Source organism: Pedobacter sp. B4-66, from assembly GCF_018492665.1.
Classification (GTDB): Bacteria; Bacteroidota; Bacteroidia; order Sphingobacteriales; family Sphingobacteriaceae; genus Pedobacter.
Map to the genome: position 1 here is coordinate 738450 of NZ_JAFVME010000001.1, position 12780 is coordinate 751229.

At 38.8% G+C, this 12780-nt stretch carries 12 protein-coding genes; 1 reads left to right on the plus strand and 11 read right to left on the minus strand.

The window, feature by feature from the left end:
• Positions 1–3 precede the first annotated feature (3 nt).
• The 10 genes from murD to gap form a co-directional block, all read right to left on the minus strand.
• On the minus strand, positions 4–1347 hold the full coding sequence (gene murD, locus J1905_RS03035) for a UDP-N-acetylmuramoyl-L-alanine--D-glutamate ligase (RefSeq protein ID WP_214225727.1): 1344 nt from the start codon (positions 1345–1347) through the stop codon (positions 4–6).
• Complete coding sequence (gene mraY / locus J1905_RS03040; RefSeq protein WP_214225729.1) at positions 1347–2618, minus strand: phospho-N-acetylmuramoyl-pentapeptide-transferase; 1272 nt, start codon at positions 2616–2618, stop codon at positions 1347–1349. Before mraY ends, murD begins: the two co-directional genes overlap by 1 nt.
• On the minus strand, positions 2618–4075 hold the full coding sequence (locus J1905_RS03045) for a UDP-N-acetylmuramoyl-L-alanyl-D-glutamate--2,6-diaminopimelate ligase (protein WP_214225730.1): 1458 nt from the start codon (positions 4073–4075) through the stop codon (positions 2618–2620). The genes mraY and J1905_RS03045 overlap by 1 nt, the downstream gene beginning before the upstream one ends.
• Position 4076: 1 nt before the next feature.
• The gene (locus J1905_RS03050; protein WP_214225731.1) at positions 4077–6176 is read right to left on the minus strand and encodes a PASTA domain-containing penicillin-binding protein; all 2100 of its coding nucleotides are present in this window, start codon (positions 6174–6176) and stop codon (positions 4077–4079) included.
• Entirely contained in the window at positions 6166–6576 is a 411-nt protein-coding gene (locus J1905_RS03055) for an FtsL-like putative cell division protein (protein WP_173092998.1), read from the minus strand. Before J1905_RS03055 ends, J1905_RS03050 begins: the two co-directional genes overlap by 11 nt.
• Entirely contained in the window at positions 6573–7478 is a 906-nt protein-coding gene (rsmH, locus tag J1905_RS03060) for a 16S rRNA (cytosine(1402)-N(4))-methyltransferase RsmH (protein ID WP_214225739.1), read from the minus strand. The genes J1905_RS03055 and rsmH overlap by 4 nt, the downstream gene beginning before the upstream one ends.
• A complete protein-coding gene (gene mraZ / locus J1905_RS03065; RefSeq protein WP_173092994.1) occupies positions 7468–7941 on the minus strand; it encodes a division/cell wall cluster transcriptional repressor MraZ in 474 nt (157 codons plus the stop codon). The genes rsmH and mraZ overlap by 11 nt, the downstream gene beginning before the upstream one ends.
• A gap of 212 nt (positions 7942–8153) precedes the next feature.
• Complete coding sequence (locus J1905_RS03070; RefSeq protein ID WP_214225741.1) at positions 8154–9347, minus strand: phosphoglycerate kinase; 1194 nt, start codon at positions 9345–9347, stop codon at positions 8154–8156.
• 38 nt (positions 9348–9385) lie between these two features.
• Positions 9386–9820 (minus strand): GNAT family N-acetyltransferase, encoded by a 435-nt coding sequence (locus J1905_RS03075; RefSeq protein ID WP_214225743.1) that lies wholly within the window; start codon positions 9818–9820, stop codon positions 9386–9388.
• Positions 9813–10808 carry a type I glyceraldehyde-3-phosphate dehydrogenase gene (gene gap, locus J1905_RS03080; protein WP_214225745.1) on the minus strand — a complete coding sequence of 332 codons (996 nt, stop codon included), beginning with the start codon at positions 10806–10808 and terminating at the stop codon, positions 9813–9815. Before gap ends, J1905_RS03075 begins: the two co-directional genes overlap by 8 nt.
• A 218-nt stretch (positions 10809–11026) precedes the next feature.
• Here gap and J1905_RS03085 point away from each other — a divergent pair, with 218 nt between their 5' ends.
• Positions 11027–11395, plus strand: coding sequence for a VOC family protein (locus tag J1905_RS03085; protein ID WP_214225747.1), 369 nt, complete (start codon positions 11027–11029; stop codon positions 11393–11395).
• Here J1905_RS03085 and J1905_RS03090 read toward each other — a convergent pair.
• Positions 11392–12771 carry a hypothetical protein gene (locus J1905_RS03090; RefSeq protein WP_214225749.1) on the minus strand — a complete coding sequence of 460 codons (1380 nt, stop codon included), beginning with the start codon at positions 12769–12771 and terminating at the stop codon, positions 11392–11394. The two genes, J1905_RS03085 and J1905_RS03090, sit on opposite strands and share 4 nt — an antisense overlap.
• Between the last annotated feature and the right edge of the window lie 9 nt (positions 12772–12780).

A 12780-nucleotide genomic window follows, 5' to 3' on the forward strand; every position in this document is an offset into this window, starting at 1 on the left:
AATCTACAATTCTTTAACAGCAGTTTTAAATTGATTACCTCTATCTTCGTAATTTTTAAACAAATCAAAGCTTGCACATGCAGGAGAAAGCAATACTGTATCTCCTTTTTTAGCAAGGTGATAAGCTACCTGTACCGCTTCGTGAGCAGAAAAAGTATTCACTATGATCTCTACATCATCTTCAAAAGCTTCGTGAATACGCTTGTTGTCTTTACCCAAACATACAATGGCTTTCACTTTCTGATGTACCATATCCTTAAGCATATTGTAGTCATTGCCTTTATCAACACCACCCATAATCAGGATCACATCCGTTCCTACGCTCTCTAAAGCATACCAGGTAGAATTCACGTTAGTAGCTTTAGAATCGTTGATATAATCTACACCCGAAATCTTTGCGACATGCTCTAATCTGTGTTCAATATTCTTAAAATCTCCCATACTCTCGCGAATGGAAGTATTTCGAATGTCTAATACTTTCGCAACTATGCCCGAAGCCATAGAGTTGTAAATATTATGCTTGCCCTGAAGGGCTAACTCTGAAATAGACATGGTTAGTTCGTCGTTTAGGTGTATATTTATGTGTATGTTATCGCTTTCTAAGTATGCCCCACTCTCAATTTTCTTACGAATAGAGAAGGGATACATTTTTGAACTTACGTTCGTATTTTTTAAAACTTTTAAAGTTTCAGGGTCATCAGCGCAATAGATAAAAACATCATCTGCTGTCTGATTTTGAGTAATCCGCATTTTTGAAGCCGCATAATTACCCAGTTTATAATCGTACCTGTCTAAATGATCAGGTGTAATATTCAATAGTACTGCTATATCAGCCTTAAACTCATACATGTCATCCAACATAAAGCTCGAAAGCTCCAATACATACCAGTCATATTCTGCAGTGGCCACCAAAGCAGCAAAGCTATGTCCAACATTACCCGCCAAACCTACATTCATCCCAGCATTTTTCAGCGCATGATAAGTAAGCATTGTAGTTGTTGTTTTACCATTTGAACCGGTAATACAAACTGTTTTTGCATTGGTATAACGCTTTGCAAATTCAATTTCCGAGACTACCGGAATCCCCTTTTTCTTAATCTCCTTAATAATTGGAGCTGTATCGGGTATCCCCGGACTCTTGATCACCTCAACTGCATTCAATACTTTTTCTGCAGTATGCTGCTTCTCCTCAAAATCAATACGCAGTTCCTCCAGAATCTCTTTATACTGAGTTGCTATAGCTCCAAAATCAGACACAAAAACATCAAAACCCTGTTTTTGCGCTAGCATTGCTGCACCAACCCCACTCTCTCCTGCTCCAAGAATTACAATTCTATCCTTTTCCATTATCGCAGTTTTAAAGTCACTAAAGTGATTATGGCCAATAAGATTCCAATGATCCAAAACCGTGTTACGATTTTAGCTTCATGGTATCCTTTCTTCTGGTAATGATGATGTAATGGCGACATTAGGAATACCCTCCTACCTTCACCAAACCGCCTTTTTGTATACTTAAAGTAGCTTACCTGAATAATCACAGACATATTCTCTATAAGAAAAACCCCACATAAAATGGGAATCAGTAATTCTTTTCTAATCATGATAGCAAAGGCAGCAATGATACCTCCAATAGCCAAACTACCTGTATCTCCCATAAATACCTGGGCAGGATAAGAGTTGTACCATAAAAAGCCCACACAAGCCCCCACAAAAGCACCCGCAAAGATCATTAGCTCTCCCGAATTGGGGATATACATAATGTTCAAATAATCAGCAATAACAGTATTACCAGACACATATGCCAACAGACCCAAGGTTAAACCAATAATAGCCGATGTTCCCGTTGCAAGCCCATCAATACCATCCGTAATATTAGCTCCATTAGATACTGCAGTTACAATTATGACTACAAACAACAGAAAAACCATTACCGCATATTTCTCATAGCCTGGGCCTAAAAACTTAAGCACCTTAGCGTAATCGAATTCATTATTTTTATAGAAAGGAACATTCGTAAGTGTCGACTTAACATCCTGAGTGTAATAAAAACTCTCTCCTTTTTGTCTTAAAACCATTGGAGCAGCAGTCTTTGCTCCAATGCCCGTAGCCACCTTTGCATTCGCCCCTTCATCAACAGTCTGTCTTACAACAATATTAGGGTTAAAGTACATTGTCCACCCTATAATGAGTGCCAATCCTACCTGTCCAACAATTTTAAACCGTCCTGCTAATCCCTCTTTATTTTTTCTAAAAACCTTAATGTAATCATCAACAAAACCTATAACCCCCATCCAAACAGTGGTTACAATCATCAGGATTACATAAATATTAGTAAGATTGGCAAATAACAATGTAGGCACCAAAATACCTAGCAAAATTATGATACCCCCCATAGTAGGCGTACCTTGTTTTTGCATCTGGCCTTCTAAACCAAGGTTTCTGACCGTTTCACCTACCTGCATTTTTTGCAGATAATTGATCAATCTTCTACCGTAAACAGTTGTGATGATCAGCGAAATAATCACAGCCAAAGAAGTACGGAATGTGATATATTGAAACAACCTCAATCCGGGAAACTCATAATTCTGATTTAGATACTCGAATAAATAATACAACATTAGCTGATCAAGTTAAATTGTTCCATCAATACCTCTTTATCATCAAAATGATGTCTTACACCATTTATTTCCTGATACTTCTCATGCCCCTTACCTGCCAATAAAATAATATCACCAGGTTTGGCTAAATGACAGGCCGTTTTAATTGCCTCTTTCCTGTCCACTATACTTAATGTTTTTCTTTTATTTGTTGGCGAAACACCCTTTTCCATATCCTCCACTATCGTTTGCGGGTTCTCCGTTCTTGGATTATCCGAGGTTAAAATCACCTTATCACTCCAATCACAAGCAACCTGCGCCATGATAGGTCTTTTAGTTTTATCCCTATCACCACCACAACCAATTACGGTAATCACCTGTTCGGTTCCTTTTCTTATATCCTGAATAGTACTCAATACATTTTGTACGGCATCAGGTGTATGTGCGTAATCGATTATTCCAATTACACCAGTATTAGAAACTATGTATTCAAACCTACCCTCAGCCCCTGTCAATCTACTCAACACAGTCAATACAGAAAGCTGATCCTGCTCCAATAACATTGCAGTACCATATACTGCAAGCAAATTGTAAGCATTAAAAGAACCTACCAGTTTAAAGAATACATCAGCCCCGTCAATATCAAGATGCAAACCGTTAAAGCTATTCTCCAAAACCTTTGCTTTGAAGTCACCTAACTGCTTAAGCGCATAAGACTTTTTTGATGCCTTAGTATTCTGAAGCATCACCATTCCATTCTTGTCATCAACATTAGTTAATGCAAAAGCCGATTTTGGCAACCCATCAAAAAATGCTTTTTTCGCTTTTATGTAATTATCAAAGGTTACATGAAAGTCTAAATGGTCGTGAGTGATATTAGAAAACACACCACCAGAAAAGTCTAAACCTTCAATTCTATGCTGAACAACAGCATGAGAGCTTACTTCCATAAAGCAATAGCTGCAATCAGCCGCCACCATATCCTGTAAAAGACTATTTAAGGCCAATGGATTTGGTGTAGTATGAGTAGCGGGAATAACCTCATCGTTGATATGATTTTCAACTGTAGAAATCAACCCAACTTTATAACCAAGCTCTCTAAATAATTTAAATAATAAAGTCGCAATGGTAGTTTTACCATTAGTACCCGTAATGCCTATTAATTGAAGTTTAGAAGAAGGATTTCCATAAAAATTAGAAGCCATAATACCTAGTGCTGCTGCACTATTTTCTACCCCTATATAAGTTACCAGTTCATTTTTAACCTCAGGTATCTCCTCACAAACAATCACACTCGCACCAGCCTCAATAGTAGCAGGAATGTAGGTATGTCCATCAGACAAAGTACCTTTAACTGCAAAAAACACACTATCCTTAACAACCTGACGTGAATCAAACACCAAAGCAGTAACCTCCCTATTGGTTGACCCAACCAGGTTTGTTATTGCTACCCCATATAAAATCTCCTGCAATCCCATCTTATTGTAATTCAAGTTGAACTAATAATCCCCTTCCAATTCTATTTCCGGCAGGTATAGACTGAGCTATCACCTTACCGCCACCTTTTACTCTGGTTTTTAAGCCTGCATTACCCAACAGATATAATGCATCTTTTAAACCCATACCTTTTACATCAGGCATTACCCCTTTTACGGTAGCATGCTCTTCATACGGAACACCGTTATTGGTATCAATACCGCTTACGGACTTGTCAGCATAAAGCGCTTTAATACCCAAGGTTTTATATATCTTTTTAACCGCTTTACTCTCACCCACTTTAGCTTCAGGAGCTTTTGTATTTCCTACCAGATGATTGTTGGGAATGTCATGATACATTTCCATATCACTGGCATAAATGCGATCTGCAATTTCTTTAAATACCGGACCAGCCACTGCTGCACCATAGTAACCATTTTTGGGTCCGTTAATAGCAACCATAATGGAGTATTTAGGTTTATCAGCTGGGAAATAACCACAAAAAGAAGCCTGATAGCTTTTCTTTGCCCTATAACCTTTGTTACCATCAGCTACCTGTGCAGTACCTGTTTTACCTGCTACCCTATATAATGGAGATCCCATTTGTTTACCGGTACCTTTAGTAACTACAGCCTCAAGCATTGCTTGTAATTTCCTAACCGTTTTTTCAGAACAAACTCGCTCCGATATCACCCTTGCACTAAACTGCTGAATCGGATTTCCCAGTCTGCGGATTTCCTTAACAAAAATTGGAGATATGTACTTACCATCATTAGCAATGGCATTATAAAATGTCAGCATCTGTAAAGGAGTAATCTGCATCTCATAACCATAAGCCATTTGTGGCAGGGTCATATTTTTATTCCAACTTTTAAAAGAAGGATTCTTTATTACAGGCTTAGTCTCTCCAGGTATCTGTAGATCAAGCCTTTCATTCATATGAATATCATACAAATGATCAGTAAACTGCGATGGGTTATCCTGATAAGCGGCATTAACCAATTTAGCTACCGCAGTATTTGCCGATTGCTCAAAAGCTTTCATTACAGTAACCGTTCCAATACCACCATGGGAATCTTTAATCGTATGTCCCGGTATTCTGTAAGTTCCATCTCCGGTAGCCACCATTGTATTGGTATCTACTTTATCATCTTCCAAAAGCGCCATATAAGAAGCCAACTTAAAGGTTGAACCAGGATCCTGACTACCGCCAATAGCATAATTAAACTTCTCTTCGTAAACCCCTTCTTTAACCCTGGTGTAATTAGCAACCGCCCTTACCTCTCCGGTAGCAACCTCCATCAATATCACAGTTCCGTGATCCGCATCGCTAATTTTCAATTGTTTCTCTAATGCGCTTTGCGCAAGATCCTGCATATTAATGTCGATGGTAGAAATGATATCAGCACCCTCTTTAGGCGCTACCTCAGCTTCATCATTAACAGGCATCCAAACACCACCAGATATTCTCTGAACCAGTCTTTTTCCACTTTCACCATTAATGTATTCGCCATAAGCACCTTCTAAACCAACACCATTGCTTACATTTTCATTTTTATAACCAATAGTTCTGGCCGCCAGGTATTTAAATGGCTTAATTCTTTTATTTTGTTGAACAGCAATTAAACCACCAGTGTATTTCCCTACATTATATAAAGGAAAAGTCCTGATTGTTTTCAATTCCTGATAACCAACTTTACGCTTAATCAGCAGGTAACGTGCACTATCACGTCTGGCTGAACGTAAATACCTTGAATACTCTTTAGGGGTTTTATCTTTAAAGAACTGAGAAAGTCTCAATGCCAATGAATCAACCTTGCTATCAAACACTTCATTATCAGCAATACCACCGGCATACAAATCCATGCGGAGCTCATACTCAGGAATAGAAGTTGCAAGCAAACTTCCATCGTTTGAATATATATTTCCACGCGCCGCTTCCACATTGATATACTTTGTAGAGAGACTGTCGGCCATGGCACGCCATTTATGTCCCTCCACAAACTGTACATCGCAAAGCCTGATCAGTACTGCCACGGCAAACAGCACAATCAGTCCGAAAGACAGATAAACACGTAATAATATGTTGGCTCTAATATTCATTACTGCTTATTACAATTTTTTTAGGTGGCTCTGTTAATTCTTTTATACCCAGAGTATCCACCTTTTTAGCAACCTCTGTTAGTTTACTTTTGAACATCAAATCAGCTTTAAGCGACTTGTATTCCCAGCTCATTTCTTTTACCTCTTTACTTAACTGATCAATATTTCTGATGTTTTTGATGGCCATATGGCTATTCGCGATATATAGCATTCCCAAAACCGACAGAAATATCAAAAACGGCAACATCTCTGTTGCAGCTTCTTTACTCACTACTCCTTCTGTAAATAACTTCCTAAAGAACTGATTTTCGGATACCGGAGCTTTTTTCTTGATCCTGATATCCATCTCTCCTTCTTCTTCGGGCTCCTCATCTAAATGCTCCCTAAACCTGTTACTCATAACCGCTCTCCAATCCTCAATTTCGCACTTCTGGATCTGCTATTGCGTTCCAACTCTGCTTCATCAGCCATTATGGCTTTCCTGGTTATTACTTTAAAAGGCTTTTGCTCGTTCCCGTAAAAGTCTTTATCCACCTCACCTTTAAACTTTCCTTTGGCCAGGTAATTTTTTACCGGCCTATCCTCCAAAGAATGGTAAGACATCACCACCAGACGTCCTCCACTCTTTAGCACATCAGCAGTCTGTACCAGAAAATTCTCCAGCACTTCAATCTCGGCATTCACCTCGATGCGCAGGGCCTGAAAAACCTGCGCCATATATTTATTTTCTTTTCCTTTTGGAATGTGTGCAGCAACAGCCTTCTTAAAATCGGCCAACGTTTCTATAGGGTGTTCAATACGACCGGTTACAATTGCTTTAGCCAGCGACTTTGCATTTTTAACCTCACCGTAGATTCCAAATATCCTATGTAGCTTTTCTTCTGTATATGTATTTAATACTTCCGCAGCAGTCAACTTGCCCTGTTTATCCATTCGCATGTCTAATGCAGAATCGAACCTGGTCGAGAAACCTCTTTCCGGCTCATTAAACTGATGAGAAGAAACACCTAGATCAGCCAGGATGCCATCAACAGCTTTAAAACCTAACAAACGCAGGTTATTTTTAAGGAAGGCAAAATTCTGATCTACAAAATGAAAGCGCGGATCATCAATCTTATTTCTCTGCGCATCCGGATCCTGATCAAAAGCAATCAGTACACCGTCTTTCCCCAAGTGTTTAAGAATCTCTCTGGAGTGTCCACCACCACCAAATGTAACATCAACGTAAACACCATTAGGTTTAATATCCAAACCATCTATACACTCCTTTAACAATACCGGAACGTGGTAATTATTTTCCATCTTCCCTCCTGTTTTTATCACCCATCACTTCGGCAGCAAGCAGCGCAAAGTCAGCAGGATCTTTATCAAATAATGCTTCGTATGATTTTTTAGACCAAACCTCAATCTTATCAAACTGACAAGCCAGCACCAGCTCAGTATTAATTTCAATACCTACTGATTCCAGTAAAGAGTTAGGCAAATTAACCCTACCGGTCGCATCCAGTGTCAATTCCGTCGCGCCGCGGGTAAATAATCTTATAAATTCTCTGTTTTTTTGTTCGTACGGATTCAGCTTACTCAAGTCCTCCACTATCTTTTCCCATACTTTTTTAGGGTAAACTACCAAGTGCTTCTCAAAACCCCTGTTAATCACAAGTCCCTCTTGCTCAACATTAGGCAATTGTTTTTTTAGGCTCGAAGGGACCATCAAGCGGCCTTTCGCGTCTAATTTACAATCAAATTCTCCTAATAACTGAACCATTATAATATGTGCACTTTTTATGTAGTGTAAAAATAGGTACTTCTACCACTTTTTACCACATTCTACCACAAAAAGTTTTCCACATATTATTTAACTACCACTTTCCCCCATTTTTACTACAAAAAGGCCATAAAAGACGGTGGGAAGAAGTGGTAAACAAAACAGGCGTTTCGCAAAAACGAAACGCCTGTCCTTAAAATTAGTCAGGTTGCCTAATCATTTATAGCCTTAACACCCGGTAATTCTTTACCTTCCATATATTCAAGTAATGCACCACCACCGGTAGAAACATAACTTACTTCATCTTCTAAATTAAACTTCGCAATTGCAGCAGCAGAATCACCACCACCGATTAAAGAGAAAGCATCGTTTTCTTTCGTCGCAGCCACAACCGCGTCAGCAACCGCACGTGTACCTTGCTCAAAGTTTGCCATTTCAAAAACACCCATTGGACCGTTCCATAACAATGTTTTAGAGTCTTTAATGATACCGGAGAACAACTCAACAGTTTTTGGACCGATATCTAAGCCCATCCAGTCAGCAGGAATTTGACCAGCATCAACCGATCCTTTTTGTGCATCATTGTCAAACTTATCGGCAATAACAGTATCTACAGGTAAAACTAAGTTTACACCTTTAGCTTTTGCTTTATCCAATAACTCTAAACAAAGCGCCATTCTATCAGCTTCTAATAAAGAAGTACCAATTTCACCACCTTGTGCTTTAGCAAAAGTATAAGCCATACCACCGCCTATAATCAGGTTATCAACTTTATCAAGTAAGCTTTCAATCAATAAAATCTTGTCAGAAACCTTAGCACCACCCATAATAGCAGTAAAAGGTCTAACAGCACCATGATTTACTTTCTCAGCGTTTTTCAATTCTTCAGCCATTAAATAACCGAAGTATTTATCTTTAGGGAAAAACTCAGCAACAATAGCAGTCGAAGCATGTGCACGGTGTGCAGTTCCGAAAGCATCATTTACATATACGTTTCCAAGTTTAGACAACTTTTCAGCAAAGGCTTTATCACCTTTTTCCTCTTCTTTATAAAAACGCAAGTTTTCTAATAAAAGAACTTGTCCTGGAGTTAAGTTTTTCGCTTTATCTACCGCTTCAGCACCAATACAATCATTAGCAAATTTCACCTCGATATCTAACATTCTCGAAAGGTCACCTAAAATATGTTTCAAAGAATCTTTATCATTCGGACCATCTTTTGGTCTACCAAGGTGAGACATTAGAATTACACTACCGCCATCATTTAATATTTTATTGATTGTAGGTAGCGCAGCACGCATTCTTTTATCATCAGTAATATTAAAATCTTTATCCAAAGGGACGTTAAAGTCAACTCTGACTAAAGCTTTCTTATCTGCAAAGTTGCATTGATCTATTGTTCTCATTTTTTAAATTATTGTTTTTGTATTGGTTGGTTCTAAATTTATGCTGTTAAATGTTTAATCATGTTAAAGTGCGGCCCTATTCCAGGAACTTCAAACTCATCGGAGACTACCTCAAAGCCTAATTTCTTGTAGAATACCACAGCCGAACTTCTTGCGTTGCACCAAATATAAGAAGCATTAGCGGATGTAAGTGCTGAAACTGCAAAATTTATCAGTTTTGCACCATAACCTTTACCTGCAAAAGCCGGATCGGTAGCCATACCACGAAGTCTAAATCCCCCTAAACCCAACTCAGGATAGTCTTCCGGAAAAAATGTAGCTATAGAAACTATTTGCTCATTTGCTACAGCCCCTAAGTGAAAACCTCCATCAATATCATCTGTAGGAAACACACACTGATCAAAAGGAAGGTTATTCCTTAAAACACTACTCCTCAGCGGCAACGTATCTTCAGTACTTATGCATTTAACCATTATTCTTTATAATTTTCTGCACCACATCTACCAGTCGTGCAGAGTACCCCGACTCATTATCATACCACCCTACAACCTTTACCAGATCACCAACTATAGAGGTTAGCTGACTATCAAAGATGCAGGAATGCGGATTGTCTAAAATATCAACGGAAACAATCGGGTCTTCAGTATACTCCAATATTTCATTCATCTCATTTTGCGAAGCTTTTCTAAAAGCCGCATTAATCTCTTCGATGGTTGTTTCCTTTTTAAGGATACAGGTAAAATCAGTTAACGACCCATTTAATACCGGAACTCTGATACCGGCACCACCTAGTTTACCATCCAGATGAGGAAATATATTGGTAATTGCTTTAGCAGCACCTGTACTGGTCGGTATAATAGATGCCGATGCTGCTCTTGCTCTGCGTAAATCTTTATGTGGAGCATCATGCAGGTTCTGATCGCCGGTCATCGAGTGCACAGTAGTGATGTATCCATCAAGAATCCCCCAGTTGTCGTCCAATATTTTAACCATCGGTGCCACGTTATTTGTGGTACATGAAGCGTTGGAAAGCACCTGAGCTGTCAAATCTACACCCCCATCATTTACACCCAACACCACCATTTCTACACCTTTATCACCACAAGGCGCCGATATAAGCACTTGTTTAGCACCTGCTTTCAAATGAAGATCAGCCCCTGCCCTACTTGCAAACTTACCTGTCGACTCCAATACCAGGTCAATCCCCAGATCAGTCCACGGTAGTTTTTCAGGATTAGGTTCCGCATAAACAAGAATCTTCTTTCCATTAATGATCAAGCTGTCATTTTCAAATTTCACTGTCCCCTTAAAACCTCGGTGTACAGTATCGTACTTAAAAAGGTGAGCCAATGTAGCCGGATCTCCCAGATCATTGATGGCAACAACGTTGATGTTTTTTTCGATAGCTGTACGCAAAAAGATACGCCCAATCCTACCAAAACCATTAATTGCGATATTCATTTTACTCGTTTTATTCTGGTGGCAAAAGTACCTATATTCTTATTAGCAGTGGTATAAAATTGGCAGGGATTATTAAAAATTACTTGGGTATTATACCAATAGTATTTAGTAAGTAGTATTTAGACACTGGTATTAATTGCACTTACTTTATTACCACTATCACTTTCATACACCATCCAGAAAATATTATTATATTTATGTACACAAGCACCAATAACATGACAAAACGTATCACAGGCATCGGCGGTATTTTCTTTCGCTCTAAAAACCAGGAAGTCCTGGCAGATTGGTATGAGAAACATTTCGGCATCAACTCTATGAAAACCGGATACATATGGAATCAGGATGCCGGCCCCACTGTATTTTCCCCTTTCCCTCAGAACACTGATTATTTCGCTAATGACAATCAACAGTTCATGCTCAACTTCCGTGTTTCCAATCTCGATGAATTGCTTGCTGAGCTAAATGCTGAAGGCGTAGTAATTGATGAAAAAAAAATGGAAGAAAGCTATGGCAAGTTCGCATGGGTTTATGATCCCGAAGGAAATAAAATCGAATTATGGGAACCGTTAGAGCCTGAAAGTTAAATTCTATTAACTGTAATAGATTTTCCTGTTTTTACCCATACTGGTGTTTTAACAATCACCTTACCTTTGTCGTTCAAAAACCTAGGCTGCCACAGGATTTTCTTTTCCCCATTGTTAGTCAATACTGACTTTTTGTTTCCTTCATGTTTTACCGTAATCAATGTATTTAACACCGGCAAATCCTTCAGTTCCGATGTTACTTCGCTTTTCCCGCGATACAAGGTACTGAGTTTATTAACACGCGCATCTGCTTCTACCCCCATTAATCCTTCTACAAACCCCTTTATCACACCATAAGATACCTCAGGATATTCTCTTCTCTTTGTTTCGGGATTAGTCAAGTGAAGCATATAATTGTGAGCTCTATCAGCCTGTCCATTCTGATACATGATCAACGGAAAATATGATAGGTTTTCAATATTCCAGTCTTTAGACAATAAATGCTGTATGGTCTTCTCTTTCCTATCTCCTTCTTTCAATGCATCGAACCAGAGTAAAAAGGTTTCCCCTTCTTCCATACCAAACTTACCATCATTCGAGTAATACGTATTGTAACGTGAAACCGATTCATTCCACCACAAATCATCTATGCTCTTCTGGTAAGTACCAGCCTTTTCTTTATACAATTTTGCCTTTTGACTTTGTCCTTTTACCTCCAATATAGCAGCGTACGACATCAACCCTCTGTATATCGCTCCAACCAAATCTACGCCCATTTTAATGTTAGGCACCCCTTCCGAATAAGAAGGTAAGCCACGGCATCTGTGAAAAGAATCTTCAATATTAAAAGGTACTGGTGCGTTTGGATGGGTTGGTCTGCTCAAAAGGGAATCAGCCTGTAATACCCACCTATCAATAAAATCTGTTACAGATTTTTCATGGAAATTCTCAAAATTAGCTCCGTTAATATATTCTTGATCGCCCGTCCACAAATACAATTTCCAGTTGGTATTTAAAAGGTCAAAATTTGCATTCAGATTATACCAAAACTCTTTATCGTTACGGTAATCTTCAACAGCCGGTTTACCTAAATGGTTCATTTCCCAATAAGAACACCAGTCTTTAGATTCTGACATGTTGTTAACAAAAAGGCGCAGCATATTTTTGTTCTCTTTGTGTAATCCCAAAATTTCTCCACCTATGCTTTGATGTGAAACATCTCGCATACAGAATGCCGCGCGTGGTGGCAATGCTGATTCATACCATGGGCCAACCGGATCGCTCGGTTTTCCTTTATAGCTTAAAGCCATTTCCTTTGCCCTGCCAAAAGCAGTTTGCAAAGCTGCATCAGATGATGTAAATGTTACTCCATTATTTTGAGCATAAGCACTACAAAAAAGGCAAAGGAATAAGTATAAAAGCAGGGATTTTTTCATGCGTTTAAT

Coding starts and splice junctions, on each gene's coding strand:
- murD (WP_214225727.1), bottom strand. CDS start 1,347: ATGGAAAAGGATAGAATTGTAATTCTTGGAGCAGGAGAGAGTGGGGTT.
- mraY (WP_214225729.1), bottom strand. CDS start 2,618: ATGTTGTATTATTTATTCGAGTATCTAAATCAGAATTATGAGTTTCCC.
- J1905_RS03045 (WP_214225730.1), bottom strand. CDS start 4,075: ATGGGATTGCAGGAGATTTTATATGGGGTAGCAATAACAAACCTGGTT.
- J1905_RS03050 (WP_214225731.1), bottom strand. CDS start 6,176: ATGAATATTAGAGCCAACATATTATTACGTGTTTATCTGTCTTTCGGA.
- J1905_RS03055 (WP_173092998.1), bottom strand. CDS start 6,576: ATGAGTAACAGGTTTAGGGAGCATTTAGATGAGGAGCCCGAAGAAGAA.
- rsmH (WP_214225739.1), bottom strand. CDS start 7,478: ATGGAAAATAATTACCACGTTCCGGTATTGTTAAAGGAGTGTATAGAT.
- mraZ (WP_173092994.1), bottom strand. CDS start 7,941: ATGGTTCAGTTATTAGGAGAATTTGATTGTAAATTAGACGCGAAAGGC.
- J1905_RS03070 (WP_214225741.1), bottom strand. CDS start 9,347: ATGAGAACAATAGATCAATGCAACTTTGCAGATAAGAAAGCTTTAGTC.
- J1905_RS03075 (WP_214225743.1), bottom strand. CDS start 9,820: ATGGTTAAATGCATAAGTACTGAAGATACGTTGCCGCTGAGGAGTAGT.
- gap (WP_214225745.1), bottom strand. CDS start 10,808: ATGAATATCGCAATTAATGGTTTTGGTAGGATTGGGCGTATCTTTTTG.
- J1905_RS03085 (WP_214225747.1), top strand. CDS start 11,027: ATGACAAAACGTATCACAGGCATCGGCGGTATTTTCTTTCGCTCTAAA.
- J1905_RS03090 (WP_214225749.1), bottom strand. CDS start 12,771: ATGAAAAAATCCCTGCTTTTATACTTATTCCTTTGCCTTTTTTGTAGT.